This is a genomic window from Gordonia heveisoli (assembly GCF_030315745.1).
In the GTDB taxonomy this organism is placed as follows: Bacteria; Actinomycetota; Actinomycetes; order Mycobacteriales; family Mycobacteriaceae; genus Gordonia.
Genome location: NZ_JASXSH010000014.1, coordinates 113,488 through 129,429, shown reverse-complemented (window position 1 = coordinate 129,429; position 15,942 = coordinate 113,488). Strand labels below are relative to the sequence as shown.

The 15,942-nt window shown below is 67.0% G+C and carries 14 protein-coding genes; 7 read left to right on the top strand and 7 right to left on the bottom strand.

Annotated features, from left to right (window positions below; all coding sequences use genetic code 11):
• Positions 1-143: 143 nt before the first annotated feature.
• The 4 genes from QSJ18_RS13885 to QSJ18_RS13870 all read left to right on the top strand — a co-directional run bounded on the left by QSJ18_RS13885 (position 144) and on the right by QSJ18_RS13870 (position 4,312).
• Positions 144-743: an NUDIX hydrolase gene (locus QSJ18_RS13885; RefSeq protein ID WP_462476080.1), complete on the top strand. Its 600-nt coding sequence runs from the start codon at positions 144-146 to the stop codon at positions 741-743.
• Positions 744-899: 156 nt separating this feature from the next.
• On the top strand, positions 900-1,451 hold the full coding sequence (locus QSJ18_RS13880; RefSeq protein ID WP_286327108.1) for a YceI family protein: 552 nt from the start codon (positions 900-902) through the stop codon (positions 1,449-1,451).
• Positions 1,452-1,616: 165 nt separating this feature from the next.
• The gene (locus QSJ18_RS13875) at positions 1,617-3,326 is read left to right on the top strand and encodes an adenylate/guanylate cyclase domain-containing protein (protein ID WP_462476079.1); all 1,710 of its coding nucleotides are present in this window, start codon (positions 1,617-1,619) and stop codon (positions 3,324-3,326) included.
• A 107-nt stretch (positions 3,327-3,433) separates the two neighbouring features.
• Complete coding sequence (locus QSJ18_RS13870; protein ID WP_286327107.1) at positions 3,434-4,312, top strand: oxidoreductase; 879 nt, start codon at positions 3,434-3,436, stop codon at positions 4,310-4,312.
• A gap of 15 nt (positions 4,313-4,327) precedes the next feature.
• On the opposite strand, the gene QSJ18_RS13865 is transcribed toward QSJ18_RS13870, so the two are convergent.
• From QSJ18_RS13865 to QSJ18_RS13850, 4 genes are all read right to left on the bottom strand, one after another.
• Positions 4,328-4,846, bottom strand: coding sequence for a hypothetical protein (locus tag QSJ18_RS13865; RefSeq protein WP_286327105.1), 519 nt, complete (start codon positions 4,844-4,846; stop codon positions 4,328-4,330).
• A gap of 83 nt (positions 4,847-4,929) precedes the next feature.
• Positions 4,930-5,571: an alpha-ketoglutarate-dependent dioxygenase AlkB gene (locus QSJ18_RS13860; protein WP_286327104.1), complete on the bottom strand. Its 642-nt coding sequence runs from the start codon at positions 5,569-5,571 to the stop codon at positions 4,930-4,932.
• Between the two features lie 45 nt (positions 5,572-5,616).
• Positions 5,617-7,212: an ABC transporter permease gene (locus QSJ18_RS13855; protein WP_286327103.1), complete on the bottom strand. Its 1,596-nt coding sequence runs from the start codon at positions 7,210-7,212 to the stop codon at positions 5,617-5,619.
• Positions 7,212-8,123 carry an ABC transporter ATP-binding protein gene (locus tag QSJ18_RS13850; RefSeq protein WP_286327102.1) on the bottom strand — a complete coding sequence of 304 codons (912 nt, stop codon included), beginning with the start codon at positions 8,121-8,123 and terminating at the stop codon, positions 7,212-7,214. The genes QSJ18_RS13855 and QSJ18_RS13850 overlap by 1 nt, the downstream gene beginning before the upstream one ends.
• An 89-nt stretch (positions 8,124-8,212) precedes the next feature.
• Between QSJ18_RS13850 and QSJ18_RS13845 the strand changes: the two genes are divergently transcribed.
• From QSJ18_RS13845 to QSJ18_RS13835, 3 genes are all read left to right on the top strand, one after another.
• Positions 8,213-8,851: a TetR/AcrR family transcriptional regulator gene (locus QSJ18_RS13845; RefSeq protein ID WP_286327101.1), complete on the top strand. Its 639-nt coding sequence runs from the start codon at positions 8,213-8,215 to the stop codon at positions 8,849-8,851.
• Between the two features lie 241 nt (positions 8,852-9,092).
• Positions 9,093-11,333, top strand: a complete 2,241-nt coding sequence (locus QSJ18_RS13840) for an MMPL family transporter (RefSeq protein ID WP_286327100.1) — start codon at positions 9,093-9,095, stop codon at positions 11,331-11,333.
• A 26-nt stretch (positions 11,334-11,359) separates the two neighbouring features.
• Positions 11,360-12,019, top strand: coding sequence for a TetR/AcrR family transcriptional regulator (locus tag QSJ18_RS13835; RefSeq protein ID WP_286327099.1), 660 nt, complete (start codon positions 11,360-11,362; stop codon positions 12,017-12,019).
• A gap of 8 nt (positions 12,020-12,027) precedes the next feature.
• On the opposite strand, the gene QSJ18_RS13830 is transcribed toward QSJ18_RS13835, so the two are convergent.
• Genes QSJ18_RS13830 through QSJ18_RS13820 form a run of 3 tightly spaced genes read right to left on the bottom strand, consistent with a single transcriptional unit; the run spans position 12,028 to position 15,880 of the window.
• On the bottom strand, positions 12,028-13,749 hold the full coding sequence (locus QSJ18_RS13830) for a GMC oxidoreductase (RefSeq protein WP_286327098.1): 1,722 nt from the start codon (positions 13,747-13,749) through the stop codon (positions 12,028-12,030).
• Positions 13,746-15,275, bottom strand: coding sequence for a flavin-containing monooxygenase (locus QSJ18_RS13825; protein ID WP_286327097.1), 1,530 nt, complete (start codon positions 15,273-15,275; stop codon positions 13,746-13,748). The genes QSJ18_RS13830 and QSJ18_RS13825 overlap by 4 nt, the downstream gene beginning before the upstream one ends.
• On the bottom strand, positions 15,272-15,880 hold the full coding sequence (locus QSJ18_RS13820; RefSeq protein ID WP_286327096.1) for a TetR/AcrR family transcriptional regulator: 609 nt from the start codon (positions 15,878-15,880) through the stop codon (positions 15,272-15,274). The genes QSJ18_RS13825 and QSJ18_RS13820 overlap by 4 nt, the downstream gene beginning before the upstream one ends.
• Positions 15,881-15,942 lie beyond the last annotated feature (62 nt).

Genomic DNA, 15,942 nt, shown 5'->3' with positions numbered 1-15,942 from the left:
CATGTTCAGACCACCATCACCCGAGGTCAGGCCCCAGAAAACCGGGATTCTGTACACACAATCTGGCAATTAACCCTCAATTGCGCATCGATCCCTAGGTGCCACCCGGCGGGTCGGCATGGTCAACTGAGACGGTGACGTCAATCCCTGTGCAGCGTGACGTGGCGGCTGAGCGGGTCGCGTCCTTCGAGCGGCGTGCGGTGTCGGTGCCCGACGCCCGTCCGGCCGCGGTGGTCCTGGTGATGGCCGAACGCGACGGTCGTCAGGGGATCTGGCTGATGAAGCGGCCGGTCGGGATGCGCCGTCACGCAGCGCAATTCGCCCTGCCGGGTGGGCGGCTCGACCCCGGCGAGGACGCGACGACAGCGGGCCTGCGCGAGCTGCACGAAGAGCTGGGTATCGCCTTGGCTCCCGATTCCGTCCTCGGCCTCCTCGACGACTACCCGACGCGCTCGGGTTTCGTCATCACCCCGATCGTCTGTTGGGCCGGCGAGCATGCCGATCCGATACCCAATCCCGACGAGGTGGCGGAACTGTTCTTCGTCACCTTCGCCGAGCTCGGCGTCGAACCGCGGTTCCTGACCATTCCGCAATCGGACAAGCCGGTCATCCAACTCCCGATCGTCGGGTCGTTGGTGCATGCGCCGACCGCGGCGGTCATCTACCAGTTCGCCGAGGTGGTGCTCCGCGACCGGCACACCCGCGTCGACGGATTCGAACAGCCGGTCTTCGCCTGGTCCTGAGGTTCGGCCAATCGCCGCTGTGGGCCAGTGACCCAGATCACAGAATGAATCGGGAAGTAATCGGACTGTGGTCCGGTTATACCTATCGATGGGCCGCGAAGGTCCACGTAGCCCACGACGTCATTCATCCCACGTCATTCACCAAGGAGAATCACGATGACCACTGCAACCATCACCGCCCCGATCGCCGCCGGTACCTGGAACATCGACACCGCCCACTCCAGCATCGGCTTCTCCGTCAAGCATCTGATGGTGAGCAAGGTGCGCGGCAACTTCGAGAACTTCACCGGCACCATCACCGTCGCCGAGGACGGCACCCCGTCCGTGCAGGCCGAGATCGACGTGACCTCGATCAACACCGGCAACGAGCAGCGCGACGGCCACATCCGTTCGGCAGACTTCTTCGACGCGGAGAAGTTCCCCAAGGCCACCTTCGTCTCGACCGCGGTGCGCGCCGACGGCGATGATTACGTCGTGACCGGCGACTTCACCCTCAAGGGCGTCACCAAGTCGGTCGATCTGGAGCTGGAGTTCAACGGTGTGAACCCGGGTATGGGCAACGGCCCGGTCGCCGGCTTCGAGGCCAAGACCGTGCTGAGCCGCAAGGCCTTCGGCATCGACATCGAGATGCCGCTCGAGGGCGGCGGCGTGGTCGTCGGCGACAAGATCACCATCACCCTGGAGATCGAGGCCGGCCAGCCCGCCTGATCCTCGACCCTCCAACCGTAGGAGGCCGGCACCGCGAACCCCGCGGCGGTGCCGGCCTCCTGCTGTTTCCCAGACTCGGTCGGGCACGACCGGGTCTTTGTGCTGCTGTCCTGTGCGCATCAGCCTGGGTACGCTTTCAGGTACCGGAAAAGGGCAGGAGCAGTGATGGCAGCACGCGCCAAGCGTGAGGGGCTGGTGCACCACCTGCTCCGCCGTCGTGCGGTCATCCTCGGCGGCATCCACATGGTGTCGACCCCACGCGGGTGGGCGCGCCTGGGTCCGACGATGCGTCGGCGCATCGCGCGTTATGCCACCACGGTCGCCGTCGCCGCCATCGTCGTCAGTAACACCGTGATCGGCCTGGAGACCTTCTTCCTGGTGCAACTGGCCTACAACGGTGGGCAGATCACCTTCGACGAGACGCTCGGCGCCCCCAACTTTCCGCCCGTGTTGTTCGCCGTGATCGTGGGCATGGTCATCAACGTCCTGCTCTGCGTGCTCTTCCTGCGACCCCAACTGCGCTGGTTCATCAGCTGCACGCCCGCCGACCACGACCGTCGGCGCGCAGTGCAGGCCATCCCGCGCAACCAGGTGTTCGGCACCATGATCGCGTGGTCGGTTGCGGTCATCAGTTATGTGCTGGCCGCCGACAACCTCACGCTGAACAATGTCATCGGTGTCGCCATCGCCTTCACCCTCGCCGGCACCTCCAGTGCGTCGTTGACCTATCTGTTCGCCGAACGTGCCGCCCGCCCGCTGTCGGTCGCGGCGCTGCACGATTTCCCGGCCAACCACGTCATGCACGGGGTCCGCTCGCGCATGTTCGCGGTCTGGGCGGTCAGTTCAGCCGTGCCGATGGTGGGACTGCTCATCGTCAACGGTGGCCGATGGGCGGACATGCTGCCCCCGGTCCACGGTTCGGTGGACTGGGTGTCGGTCACCCTCGCCATCGTCGGACTCGCCGCCGGTGGTCGTGTCATCTTCCTGGTCGGGCAGGCGATCACCGACCCTCTCACCGAGATGCGCCGGGCCATCGAACGCGTCGACGACGGTGACCTCGAAGCCCACGTCCCGGTGTACGACTCCTCCGAACTCGGCGTGCTGCAACACGGATTCAACGAGATGGTCGAGGGATTGGCCGAACGTGACCGGATGCGGGAGATCTTCGCCCGCCATGTGGGTGACACGGTGGCCGATCTGGCCATCGAGCGGGGGATCGGCCTGCACGGCAGCAATGTCGAGGTCGGGGTGCTCTTCGTCGACATCGTCGGCTCCACCCGGCTGGCCCAGGACAACCGGCCCGACGCCACCGCGAAGCTGTTGAACTCCTTCTTCGAGATCGTCGCCGACGTCGTCGACCGGCATTCGGGTTTTGTGAACAAATTCGAGGGAGACGCGGCGCTGGCGGTCTTCGGGGCCCCGGTGTCCATCGACAATCCCGCCGACGCGGCGCTCGGCGCCGCCCGTGAGCTCGCCGACCGCCTGACCCGCAGCCTCGACATCGGATGGGGGATCGGGGTGTCCTACGGGGCGGTGTTCGCGGGCAACATCGGCGCCGAGTTCCGCTACGAGTACACCGTGATCGGCGACCCGGTGAACGAATGCGCCCGGATCTCCGACCTCGCCAAGGTCGGCCGCGTGACCGTCCTGGCCAGCGGGGCGGCGATGGAGCGGGCCGAGGATGAGATCGAGCGATGGAGTGTGCTCGGCAGCCGGGTTCTGCGCGGTCGCAGCGAGCCCACCGAACTGTTCGGCCCGGCCGATATGGTGGCGGCGATGCCCGGCGGCGGTGGTCTGCTCGCCGGATTGTTGCGTCCGGCTCGCCGGATCGCCGCGAATCCGCTTCGGTTGCCACTCAACATGTTCGGACGCTGAGCCGACTCGGGGGCCCCGACCGTCCGGCCCGGACCCGTTGACGTCGGTGGACCACGTCAATAGCGTGGGCCGGGGACAACCGGGGCGACGAGGGGTGTGGTGTCATCATGGCGAACTGGTCGACGGACGATATTCCGGACCAATCGGGCCGTCGTGTCGTCGTGACCGGCGCCAACAGCGGACTCGGGGAACAGACTGCCCGCGCGCTGGCGGCCGCCGGCGCCGACGTCGTACTCGCCTGTCGCAACACCGAGAAGGCCGATGCCGTCGCCGCCGCCATCGGGCCGAGAGCCACCGTCGCGCGGCTCGACCTCGCCGACCTGTCCTCGGTGCGCGCCTTCGCCGCCGACTTCACCGGCGCCGACGTCCTGATCAACAACGCCGGGGTGATGGCCCTGCCGCTGCGCCGGACGGCCGACGGATTCGAGATGCAGTTCGGCACCAACCACCTCGGCCACTTCGCGCTCACCGGGCTGCTGCTGCCCAAGATCACCGACCGGGTCGTCACCCTGTCGTCGGCGATGCATTACATCGGTCGCCTCGATCTCGGGGACCTCAACTGGGAGCAGCGGCGCTACCGCCGCTGGCGGGCCTATGGCGACTCGAAGATGGCCAACCTGATGTTCGGTCGCGAACTGGCATTCCGCCTGGCTGCGACGGGTTCTTCGGTCGCTTCGATGATCGCCCATCCTGGCTACGCCGCCACCGAACTGCAGGGTCGTACCGAGACGTCGCAGGATTTTCTCGCGAAACTCGGCAACAAGCTGCCGATCGCACAGTCGGCCGCCGACGGCGCCCTGCCGACGCTGTACGCCGCCACCTCACCCGAGGCCGAGTCGAGCACCTTCTACGGGCCGACACAGCATTTCGGTATGCACGGCGCCCCCGGCCGGTCGCGCTACGACAAACGCGCCGACGACCAGGCCGTCCGCGAGGCGCTGTGGACCCGATCCGAGGTTCTCACCGGCGTCGAATACGGGTTCTGACGCGAGTGCCGGGCGCTACTGAAGGGTGAAGGTGATCGAGTTGGATGCGCCGGAGATCGCGTCGGTGACGCTGATCTTGTAGGTGCCTGCCGACCGGAACAGGTACGACTTCTTCGAGGTGCATTCCTGGGTCTTGGTGACCGCGGCCTTGGCGGGCACCTTGGGTCCGGTCAGGTGGACGCTCATCTGGCATTCCTTGCCGGATACGACGGGACCGGCGTCGATGGTCGAATTCCAACGCACCCCCAGCTTGGAGCCGCGGGGGTAGACGCCGGGACTGATCTCGGGCGTCTTGTTGGGGGCGTACACCCAGACGTTGATCGACTTGACGCCGTTGCGCGCATCGGGGCGCCCGAGCTTGCCGTAGTGCTTGGGCTTGTTGTCGGAGGAACCGAACCCCGAGCTGCCGCCGGAGCTACCCGCGCTGCCGAACAGGTCCGACAGCGGATCGGCGGCAGCGGGGCCCGCGATCACCGCCCCGGCGATGGCTGTGGCCGTCAGCAGGCTGGTGGCGAGGGTGGCGGTGCGCTTCATCGTCGGATGTCTCCTGCGAGAGTTGGCGTGCGTTTATAACGAATCGATTAAAGCACGCGGAGCAGTGTGAATCCGAGTTGCGATCACCACACCCCCGGGGCCCGGAACTGAATGCTGATCCGCGCTCCGGCGCCGGGTGTCTTGGGTACACAGTGCTCCCAGGTGCGTTGGCAACTGCCGCCCATCACCAGCAGGTCACCGCCCGACAGGGTGAAGCGCAGTGACCGTCCGCCCCCGCGCGGACGCAACAGCAGCGGGCGTGGTGCACCCAGCGAGAGGATGGCCACGAGGGTGTCATCGGTGGCGCCGCGGCCGAAGCGGTCGCCGTGCCATGCCACCGAATCCGCGCCGTCGCGGTAGTGGCACAGGCCGAGCGTGGCGAAACCCTCGGGTAGTTCGGCGCGATAGTGCTCGGTCAATGCCGAACGCGCGCTGGACAACTCGGGCGCGGGTAGATCGGCCGTGGCCGCATAGTGGGCGACGAGGCGTGGCACGTCCACGATCTGGTCGTACATCTGCCGACGTTCGGCACGCCATGGCACCGCGGTGGTCAGCGAATCGAACAGCTCGAGCGACTCGCGCAGCCAGCCGGGGCGGAGGTCCACCCACGCGCCGTCGGTGAGTTCGCGGCGGCGGACGTCGGTGCCGAGCGGTCCCAGCGAGGACCCGGCGGCATCGGGTACGTCGAGTACGTCGAAGATCGAGGTCTGCATACCTGGCGGCATGCGGCCACCTTACCAGGGAATCGAACATGTGTTCGTATTGTGGGCTCAGGGGGTGTCACGGCGGCGGAAGCCGACGAAGCCGAGCGCGAGGAACGCGAGGGTGAAGAGGCTGATCCACAGCAGGCCCCACCAGTTCTGGGTCGCGGCGGAGACGTCGGGTACGTGATAGAAGGGGCTGATACCCAGCGCCCAGGTGGGGAGTTTGAAGCTGGGACCGAGCAGGGTCAGGACGAAGGAGGCGAGCACGCCGATCCAGGCGGCGATCTGCACCTGTGGTCGGGCGCCGATGATCAGGACAGCGATGGCCACCACCGTCCACACCGCGGGAATCGTGACGACCGCCTGCATCACCGCGTCCCCGACGCCGATGCCGATGTCGGCGGTGGCGGCGAAGACCCCGATGACGACGCCGGCGATCAGGACGTACGCCGCGGCGGCGAGGAAGGCGATGGCGACGTTGTCGGCGAGGTAGCGCCAACGGCTGACCGACGAGGCGAGCACCGGTTCGAGCCGATCATCGAGTTCCTCGGCGCGGATACGGATGATCGTCTGCACGCCGGGAACCGACGCGATGATGCCGATCAGACACAGGATCGTCGTCACGAATGCCGCGATCAGATCGTCCGGTGATGCCGCGCCGGACGCGAAGATCTCGGTCAGCGCGGGGTTGGCGCCGAACATGTCTTTGACGGAGCGGGCGAAGTAGCCGAACACCACGCCGAGCCCGACGAAGGCGACTGACCAGGACAGCGCGGGGGCCCGGTTGAGGTGGAGCGCCAATCCCCAAGGCGTACGCGCGGTTCCGCGGGCCGGACCCGGTCGCGGCGAGATCATGCCCTGTCCGAAATCGCGCGAGACCTGCATGGTGAACGCGATGCCGACGGCGATCAAGGCCAAGGCCACGCCCAGCAGTAGGGGCCACCAGTGGTCGCCGGTGGCGGGGCGGGTTTCGGTGATCCATCCCAGCGGGTTGATCCACGTGGTCCAGGCCGGCGCGTCGATGGAGTAGAGGAAGCCGCGCAGGATGAACAGCACCCCCAACACGGCGACCGCGATCGAGTTCGCGGTTCGGGCATCGGTGCCGATCTGGGCGGTCACCGCGGCCAGGCCCGCGAACATCCAGCCGGACACGGTGAAGCCGGCGGCCAGGAGCAGCGAGGGCTCCCAGCCGCCGCCGCACAGGCCGGTGGCGACACCGGAGATCACGCCGACGGCGAGCGCTGCGACGGTGGCCATCGCAAGAGCGGCCGACAGACGGGATTCGCGTCCCAGGACCCCGGCTGCCAGTAGTTCTGCCTGGCCGGAATCCTCTTGTCCGCGACTGGCTTTGATCACAATGAAGATCATGCCGAGTGCGGTGGCGAAACCGCCGAGGGCGAGGCTGCGCCAGGCGTTGAACCCGTCGACCGTGGACAGGTCGTAGGCCGGTCCGAAGATCAGCCCAAGCGCGGGGTTGCCGCCGACGGTGGCCGCGAACGCCCGACGATCGGCCACGTCGGGGAACAGCAGTGGATAGACGATGACCGAGGACACCGACAGTGCGGTGGCGATCGCGATCCATGGCGCGAAGCTACGGAACTCGTGTTTCAGTGAGGCGCGCAAGAGCGGTGCGGTCCCGGTGACGGCTGCGGCGATCGCCATCACCGGCCCCCGGCGGTCTCGTCGTCGTTCTCGTACAGTCGCAGGAACAGGCTCTCCAGTGATGGCGGTTCGACGGTCAGCGACTCGATTCCGTGTGTGGCGAGTGCGGTCATGGCCTCGCCGATCCGATCCGAGTCCACCGTGGCAGTCAGCCGCGAGCCGTCGAGGTGGACGTCGTGCAGCATCGAGAGGCGGTCGATCTCGGTGGTGGATGCGAGTTCGGCCCGAACCGCAGTTCGGGTGTGCCCCCGCAATTGGGCGAGCGTCCCGGTTTTCACGATCGATCCGTCGCGGATGATGCTGAGCCGATCGGCCAGCGTCTCCACCTCCGACATGATGTGGCTGCTGAGTAATACTGTCGCCCCCCGCGCGACGGCTTCGCCGACCACCTCTTGGAAGACGTTCTCCATCAACGGGTCGAGTCCGGACGTCGGTTCGTCGAGGATCAGGAGTTCGACCTCGGAGGCGAGGGCGGCCACGATCGCCACCTTCTGTCGATTGCCCTTCGAATATTGGCGGCCGCGCTTGGTCGGATCCAGCTCGAACCGCTCGACGAGATCGGCCCGGCGCGTCTCGTCGAGGCCGCCGCGCATCGAGCCGAGGAGGTCGATGGCCTCGCCGCCCGTCATCGAGGGCCACAACGACACGTCGCCGGGGACATAAGCCAGGCGCCGGTGGAGTTCGACGACGTCGCGCCACGGGTCGCCACCGAGGAGTCGGATGGTGCCGGCGTCGGCGCGCAACAGACCCAACAGGACTCTGATCGTCGTCGATTTGCCTGCGCCGTTCGGGCCGAGGAATCCGTGTACCTCGCCACGCGTGACGTGCAGGTCGAGTCCGTTCAGCGCGTGGAATGAGCCGAATGACTTGTGCAATCCGTCGACATCGATGACCAGATCATCGCGGGCCATGGCGAACCTCCAGGTTCGAATGTGATGGGGGGTAGTATTCCACAGGTGTGGAAGAAATTCGGTGTGAACCGGACGCGCGGGTAGTCGATATGCCGGACGTGCCCTCCCCGGTGGGGCAGGACTCTTCGCGGGGCAAGCGCCGACCGGGCCGCCCGGTCGGTGACGGCGCCAATCGTGACGCGATCCTCGACGCGGCGAAGGAACTGTTCGCCGCGCGCGGATATGCGGGCGCGTCGATGCGTGCGATCGCGGGCGCGGCAGGGGTGGATCCCGGGCTGATCCGGCACTTCTTCGCCGACAAGCAGGGATTGTTCGCGGCGACGATCGCCGACCGCAGTGAGATACCGGGGAAGTTGACCGCCGCCTTCGCCGGCGATCCGGCCGGACTCGGTGAGCGACTCGCGGCCGCCTACCTCGACCTCTGGGAGTCACCGGAGACCGGATCGATGGTGCGGGCGTTGTTCCGAACCGCATTCACCTCGGATACGTCGGACGGGTTACTCCACGAACTGCTCGCCACCCGCGTGGTGGCCGCACTTCCCGACGAGATCGCCGGCCTCGACAACCCGGTTCTCCGTGTCACGCTCGCCGGCTCGCACCTGCTCGGCGTCGCCGCGGCGCGCAACCTCGCGCATGCGCGACCGCTCGCCGAACTCGATCGTTCGCGGATCGTGGCGATCGTGGCGCCGACGATTCATCGGTACCTCACCGAGCCGCTGCCGGGTTAGGGTCGTCGGCCAAGGTCAACCGGGGGTATGCGCACCCGGTGCGACGGTCGTCACCGCCGGTCGGAGGGGGTGATCTGGGCCGCAAGTCGCCGACCGAGGTGGCACGATGGCCGGGATTTCGGTACCAGTTAATTAGTGTTAGTCGGTAACACTTGTGACCGACTGGCAGCTCTACGGCTTCACGCGATCACACGTTTGATGCAGTCCAGTCCGATGTACAGCCCAGAGAGAAGAAGACCTCATGGCGTCATTGCTGTTCCGGCTCGGCCGGTTCTCCTTCCGACACAAGTGGTGGGTGATCGCGGGCTGGCTGCTCGCGGCGGTCGCCGTGGTCGGCCTCGTCGGTGCCCTCAGTCCGAAGTTCAGCAAGGACTTCGAACTCCCGGGTACCGACGGCGGCACGGCCACCGAGCAGATCCAGGAGTACTTCCCGGAGGTCATGAAGGCGCAGGAACGGGCGTCGACCAGCGTCCTCGTCTACGCCGAAGACGGTCTCGCCGGCCATCGCGGTCAGGTCGACGCGCTGATCGCCGACCTGCAGAAGCTGCCCAACGTCGCCGCACCGATCGTGAATCCGCTCGTTCAGTCGGTTGACCAAGCCTCCGGAGCGCCGCTGACCGGCGACAACGGTAAGGTCGGTCTGATCCAGGTCCGCCAGACCACCGAGGTCATGGACCTGACGGTCGACGACAAGGACAAACTCGTCAGCCTGCTGGACAAGTACCGCGGTTCGGGCCTGCAGGTCGAGGCCACCGGCTCGCTGATGCAGGTCAGCGAACAGGGCGGAACCGCCGAGCTGATCGGTTTCGCCGTCGCCTTCGTGGTCATGATCGTCGCCTTCGGCGCAATCGTGGCCGCCTTCATCCCGCTGATCACCGGCATCGTTGGCGTGATCATCACCATCATGCTGCTCACGCTGGGTGCGTCATTCCTCAGCATCAACGAGTCGGCCACCGCCATCGTGACCATGCTCGGTATCGCGGTGTCCATCGACTACGCACTGTTCATCGTGTCCCGTTATCGTGCCGAACGTAATCGCGGGGGCAGTGCGGAGGACGCGGCCGGACGTGCCGTCGGTACGGCGGGTACCGCGGTGGTGTTCGCCGGTTTGACGGTGATCATCGCGGTGGTCGCGCTCATGGTGGTGGGTATCCCGTTCATCACCCAGATGGGTGCCGGTGCCGGCATCGCCGTGTTCATCGCCGTGCTCGCCGCGCTGACGCTGATCCCCGCGCTCCTCGGAGCCACCGGGCGCTTCGCCTTCAGCCCGAAGATCCCGTGGATCAAGCACGCCGAGGAATCGGCCACCGTCGACACGAACGGTGTGAAGTTCGGCCGGCTCGTCGTGCGGCGGCCCATCCCGTTCATCATCGCGGGGCTGGCCATCCTGGTCGTGGCCGCTCTCCCGATGGGGAAGATGGAACTCGGCATGTCGATGTCCAGTCCGGACGAGGCGCGTGCGACCACCTTGCTGCAGAAGGGCTTCGGTGAGGGCGTCAACGGGCAGTTGTTCGTCGTCGTGCACGCCGACGAGGGCACCGTCAACGCCGCCGCCGACGACGCCGTCGAGCGCATCAAGGCGCTGCCCGGGATCGCCAACCCCGACACCGTGGTGTGGATGGGGAACGGCACCCAGTCGCCGAACGTGGGTGCGAACACCGCGCTGATCACCGTCACGCCGCTGACCGGTCCGTCCGATCAGGCCACGCACGACCTGATGGACAAGATCCGTGCGATCACGCCCCAGATCGAGAAGCGTGGCGCCGAAATGCATGTCGGCGGGCAGACGGCGATCCTCTCGGATCTGTCGGCCAAACTCGACGAGGCTCTGATCCCGTACCTGATCGTCGTGGTCGGCCTGGCCTTCCTCATCATGATCGGAGTGTTCCGCTCACTGTGGGTTCCGCTGATCGGCACCCTCGGGTTCATCTTCTCGGTGCTCGCCACCTTCGGCGTGACCGTCGCGATCTTCCAGGAGGGCGACTTCGGGCTGATCGAGAACACCCAGCCGATCCTCTCGTTCCTGCCGATCTTCCTGATCGGCGTGGTGTTCGGCCTCGCGATGGACTATCAGGTGTTCCTGGTGACCCGAATGCGCGAGGAGTACATCCATGGCATGTCCGCCAAGGATGCGATCATCGCGGGCTACCGGCACGGCGCCCGGGTGGTGACCTCGGCCGCGGTCATCATGATCAGCGTCTTCGCCGCGTTCATGTTGTCCCCGGATGTCACCGGAAAGATGCTCGGTTTCGCCATGGCCTGCGCGATCGTGTTCGACGCCTTCATCATTCGCATGACCGTCGTGCCGGCCGTCATCGCCCTGCTCGGCGACCGGGCCTGGGGTCTGCCGAAGTGGCTCGATCGTGTCGTACTGAATTTCGACATCGAGGGCGGTGCCGTCCGTAATCGTGGTATCCCACAGGGGAACGACGAATCGGATGGCCGGGACGTGACTTCCTCAGTGGCGGGAGTGCAGAGCTGACGCGAGAGACGATCGGGGTCGACGACATGAGTGTGACGACCGAGAAATCGGGGGCAGTCGGACGACTGACGATGGCCGGAGCGACCCCGGGCTCCGGTCCGGGGCGCCCGGTCGGTCTGCGTGAGAGGCACAAGATCCGGACGCGGGCCGCGATCCGCAACGCCGCGATGCGGCTGTTCGAACAGCAGGGTTATGCCCAGACGACGGTCGAGCAGATCGCCCGGGAGGCCGAGGTTTCACACACCACGTTCTTCCGGTACTTCGCCTCCAAGGAACAGGTCGTCATCAGCGACGACAACGACGAGGCGCGTGGGCAGGCCATCGCCCAGCTACCGTCGGGTCTCGGGCGTTTCGAACTGCTGCGGGCGCTGCTGCGGGCGAGCTACGCCATCGTCCTCGACGATCCGTGGGCGTCGAATCCGCAGCGGATGCGGCTGATCCACAGTGAGCCGGTGCTGCGGCTGGCCTACCAGCTGGAAGCCGACCGCTCCTTCTCCGAGGCCGGAGCCTACTTCGCCGAGTATCTCGGTGTGGACCCCGACGATGAGGGGCTGAAGGTCTTCGTCGCGGCGGTCGGCGGCGTGATCTTCAACGCCGCCGACCAGATCGAGGACCCGGGCGACCCGGAATCCCTGGCACTGATGATGCGGTCCGTCGACTTGATGGAGCAGGGCTTCCCGCTGTGAGCTGACCTTCAGGCCTCGCGCGCGAGCACCGTGAGCGGTAGCCGAAGTGCGGCCGGAGCGTGTTCGGGGACCGCGGGGGACCTCGGTGCCACCGGTGCCACCGGTGTGTATCCCGCGCCCAGCGGAGGCCGCTGATCCGCCTCACCGGCGTTGGGCCACATGGCCATCGCGCGTTCGGCCTGGGCGGTGATGGTCAGCGACGGGTTGACCCCGAGGTTCGCCGACACCGCCGAACCGTCGACGACGTGCAGACCGGGGTGACCGAACACCCGATGGTAGGCGTCGACGACGCCGGTCTCGGCGGACTCGCCGATGGCGCAGCCGCCGAGGAAGTGGGCGGTCATCGGGATGTTCAGCAGGTCGACGATCGAACCGCCCGGGTCGCCGCCGATATCGCGGGCGACGGCCCGGATCGCCTCATGTCCTTCCGGGATCCAGCGGGGCGGGGGATCGCCTGTCCCGGCACGGCTGCGCAGGATCGGGCCGAAACGTCCACGCCGGGAGAACAATTCGATGGAGTTGTCGGCGGTCTGCATCACCAGTGCGATGATGGTGCGTTCGGACCATCGTCGCACCGACAAGGCGCGCAGCGTGACCAACGGGTGACGTGCCATCTCCACCAGTGCCTTCAGCAGCCGCGGTGTCCGGCCGCCACCGTCGACGAGGATCGCCTGCAAGATCCCGATGAGGTTGCTGCCCTTGCCATATCGCACCGGTTCGACGTGGGTGTGGTCGTTGGGATGGAAGGACGAGGTGATCGCGACCCCCGCGGTGTAGTCGATGTCGACGTCGCGCGCACTGGCGGCCAGGACCGCCTCGGAATTGGTGCGGACCACCGCGCCCAGTCGGGACGACAGATTGGGCAGATCGCCGGAATCCTGCATCGACAGCAGGAGCTTGTTGGTGCCGTAGGTGCCGGCCGCGAAGACGACCTCGCCGGCGGCGAAAGTGCTCGTCCGACGACGACTATGCCTGCGTCCCGTTCGGTGCGTGTCGATCAGGTAGCCGGGACCGTCCGGGCGCACCCGATGGGCCGTGGTCATCGGGAAGATCTGTACGCCGGCCTGTTCGGCGAGATGAAGGTAGTTCTTGACCAGGGTGTTCTTGGCGCCCACCCGGCATCCGGTCATACAGGCACCGCACTCGGTGCAGCCGGTTCGTGCGGGTCCGACTCCGCCGAAGTAGGGATCCGGCACAGTCTTTCCGGCTTCACCGAAGAACACCCCGACCGGGGTGTGGACGAAGGTGTCCCCGACACCCATCTCGACCGCCACGCGTCGCATGACCTCGTCGGCCGGCGTCACGTGGGGATATGTGGTGACCCCCAGCATGCGTGAGGCCTGGTCGTAGTACGGATCGAGCTCGGCGGCCCAGTCGGTGATGGCGCCCCAATGCGGATCGTCGAAGAATGCGGGCAGGGGACGGTAGAGGGTGTTGGCGTAGTTCAGCGAACCACCGCCCACCCCGGCGCCCGCCACCACGAGCACGTCGCGCAGCAGATGCATCCGTTGCACCCCGAACAGACCGAGGGTCGGCGCCCACACATAGTCGCGCAGTCGCCAACTGGTCTTGGGGAGATCGTCGTCGGCGAAGCGGCGGCCCGACTCCAGGATGGCGACCCGATAACCCTTCTCGGCCAGTCGAAGTGCGGTCACCGACCCGCCGAATCCGGACCCGATGACCACGACGTCGAACCGATGGTCGGCGCGCGTCCGACGTCCGCCGCTCATCGCGCGGTCCCGATCTGGTCGCCGACGGCGGCATGCTCGTCGGCCAGCACATGGTCGGCGGCGTCGAAGCTCGACATCATTCGCGCGTACACCCCGGTGTACTGCGGCCACATGACCGAATTGCGTCCGGTGGCATCGATATACCAGCTCGAGCAGCCGCCCGAATTCCACACCGTGCCTGCCAGTTCCGCGTCGAGTTCGGAGTTGTAGCGTGCTTGCGCCTCGGCGGTGACCTCGACGGTCACCTTGCCGCGGCGGTTGAGTTCGCCGATCGTCGCCGCGACATAGTTCGCCTGCGGTTCGAGCATGAGGACGATGGAGCTGTGTCCGAGATTCGTGTTGGGGCCGTACAGGAAGAAGAGATTCGGGAAGCCGTGTACGGACACACCTCGATAGGCCTGCGGCGAACCGGACCAGGTCTGCGCCAGGGTGCGGCCGTCCCGGCCGGTGATCACACCCGCGATGGGCGGTTCGGTGGGGGTGAACCCGGTCGCGAAGATCACCGTGTCGACCGGATGTTCGGTGCCGTCGGCGTCGACGGCACCGGTCGCGGTCAGCGCCGAGATCGCACCGGTAACGACGACATTGTCCCGCTGGAGCGCAGGAAACCATTTGTTGGTCAACAATATTCGCTTGCAGCCGATGGTGTACGTCGGGGTCAGTCGCCGACGCAGCCCCCGATCGCGCACCTGTACCCGCAACTGGGCCATGGCCAGCGTCTGCGCGATCACCAACAGCCGGGGTCGGCGCGCCATCAGTAGCACGTAGGCCTCGCGGTATGCCCAGACCGCCTTGCGGACCAGACGGTGCACGCCGGGAATGCGTCGGTACACACTGCGTTCCGCGCGACCGATGGTGCGGTCCATGCGCGGAACCACCCAGGCCGGGGTGCGCTGGAAGACGGTCAGCGCGCCGACCTCGTCGACGATCTCGGGCACGATCTGGATCGCCGACGCGCCGCTACCCACGATCGCCACCTGGCGGCCGCGCAGATCGTGGGTGTGATCCCAGGTGGCGCTGTGGAATACGGTGCCGGTGAACTCGTCGGCACCGGGCAGCGTCGGGGTCGTCGGGGCTGACAGCGCACCGGGAGCGGCGACCAGGAACCGGCAGACGATGGTGCCCTGCTCGGTGTCGGCGATCCAGCGTTGGGTGCTCTCGTCCCAGCGTGCCGCGGTCAGCGCGCAGTCGTAGCGGATCTGGTCGGCGAAATCCTGCGCCACCGAGCGTAGATAGGTGTGGATCTCGCCGCGGCGGCCGTAGGTGTGCGACCAGTCGGGATTCGGGGCGAACGACAGCGAGTACAGCGATGTCGGGACGTCGCAGGCCGCGCCAGGGTAGTCGTTCTCGCGCCAGACGCCACCGGCCCCGGAAGCACGTTCGACGGCGAGCACGGTCAGGTTCGGATGATCGCGACGGAGGCTGTGTAGTGCGGCGAGTCCGCCGAAGCCGACGCCGACGATGAGGACGTCGACGTACTCGGGGTCGGCGAGACCGGGGCCGGGTGATGTGGGGGAGGCGGTCATGACAGCAGGTCCTTCCAAACGGGGAGCAGTCGATCGAGCAGGGCGCGGTCCTCATCGGGGTCGCGCAGGATGGCCGACACGGCAAGGCCTCGGGCTAGTTCGGCGGTGAGTTCGATCTGCGCCCGGGTGTAGCGATCGCCGAACAATTCGCGACTGCCGGCCGCGATGGCGTCGGCGAAACTTGCCTCGAGTGGGATGAGTGCTGCCCGCAGGGCCGGGTCGGTGCGGGCCGCGACCCACAGTTCGAGGGCGGCGTCGAAATGGGGGCCGCGCAGGGCGCCGACGAGGATCTCCAGATCCTCGTCGCCGGTGCGCGGCTGGGCGAGGATCTCCGCGATGCGTCGCGCGACGAGGTGTTCGACCGCGGCGACCAGCAACGCCTCGCGGGTGGGGAAGTGGTGCAGTAGGGCGCCGCGCGACACCCCGGCACGCCGATTGACCTCCTGTGTCGTGGTGCGCGCGTACCCCAGTTCGACGAGGGTCTCGATCGCGGCGTCGAGCACCCTGGTTCGGGTCGCGGCGGTGCGTTGTGCCTGCGTACGACGTGGGGCGGTGGGCGGATCCGCGTCGTCGGGCGGCGACTGGCCAGGAGTGTTCTCGGTCACCGTGGTGATGGTAGTCACCAAGTAAGAAACAGTCCAGACTGTTTGTAAGTTTCCTCTCTGCC

Bases quoted from the DNA above. Each gene is read 5' to 3' on its own strand.
- QSJ18_RS13880 (WP_286327108.1), top strand. From the start codon at position 900: ATGACCACTGCAACCATCACCGCCCCGATCGCCGCCGGTACCTGGAAC.
- QSJ18_RS13840 (WP_286327100.1), top strand. From the start codon at position 9,093: ATGGCGTCATTGCTGTTCCGGCTCGGCCGGTTCTCCTTCCGACACAAG.
- QSJ18_RS13825 (WP_286327097.1), bottom strand. From the start codon at position 15,275: ATGACCGCCTCCCCCACATCACCCGGCCCCGGTCTCGCCGACCCCGAG.
- QSJ18_RS13855 (WP_286327103.1), bottom strand. From the start codon at position 7,212: ATGGCGATCGCCGCAGCCGTCACCGGGACCGCACCGCTCTTGCGCGCC.
- QSJ18_RS13835 (WP_286327099.1), top strand. From the start codon at position 11,360: ATGAGTGTGACGACCGAGAAATCGGGGGCAGTCGGACGACTGACGATG.
- QSJ18_RS13865 (WP_286327105.1), bottom strand. From the start codon at position 4,846: ATGAAGCGCACCGCCACCCTCGCCACCAGCCTGCTGACGGCCACAGCC.
- QSJ18_RS13830 (WP_286327098.1), bottom strand. From the start codon at position 13,749: ATGAGCGGCGGACGTCGGACGCGCGCCGACCATCGGTTCGACGTCGTG.
- QSJ18_RS13845 (WP_286327101.1), top strand. From the start codon at position 8,213: ATGCCGGACGTGCCCTCCCCGGTGGGGCAGGACTCTTCGCGGGGCAAG.
- QSJ18_RS13875 (WP_462476079.1), top strand. From the start codon at position 1,617: ATGGCAGCACGCGCCAAGCGTGAGGGGCTGGTGCACCACCTGCTCCGC.
- QSJ18_RS13850 (WP_286327102.1), bottom strand. From the start codon at position 8,123: ATGGCCCGCGATGATCTGGTCATCGATGTCGACGGATTGCACAAGTCA.
- QSJ18_RS13870 (WP_286327107.1), top strand. From the start codon at position 3,434: ATGGCGAACTGGTCGACGGACGATATTCCGGACCAATCGGGCCGTCGT.
- QSJ18_RS13860 (WP_286327104.1), bottom strand. From the start codon at position 5,571: ATGCCGCCAGGTATGCAGACCTCGATCTTCGACGTACTCGACGTACCC.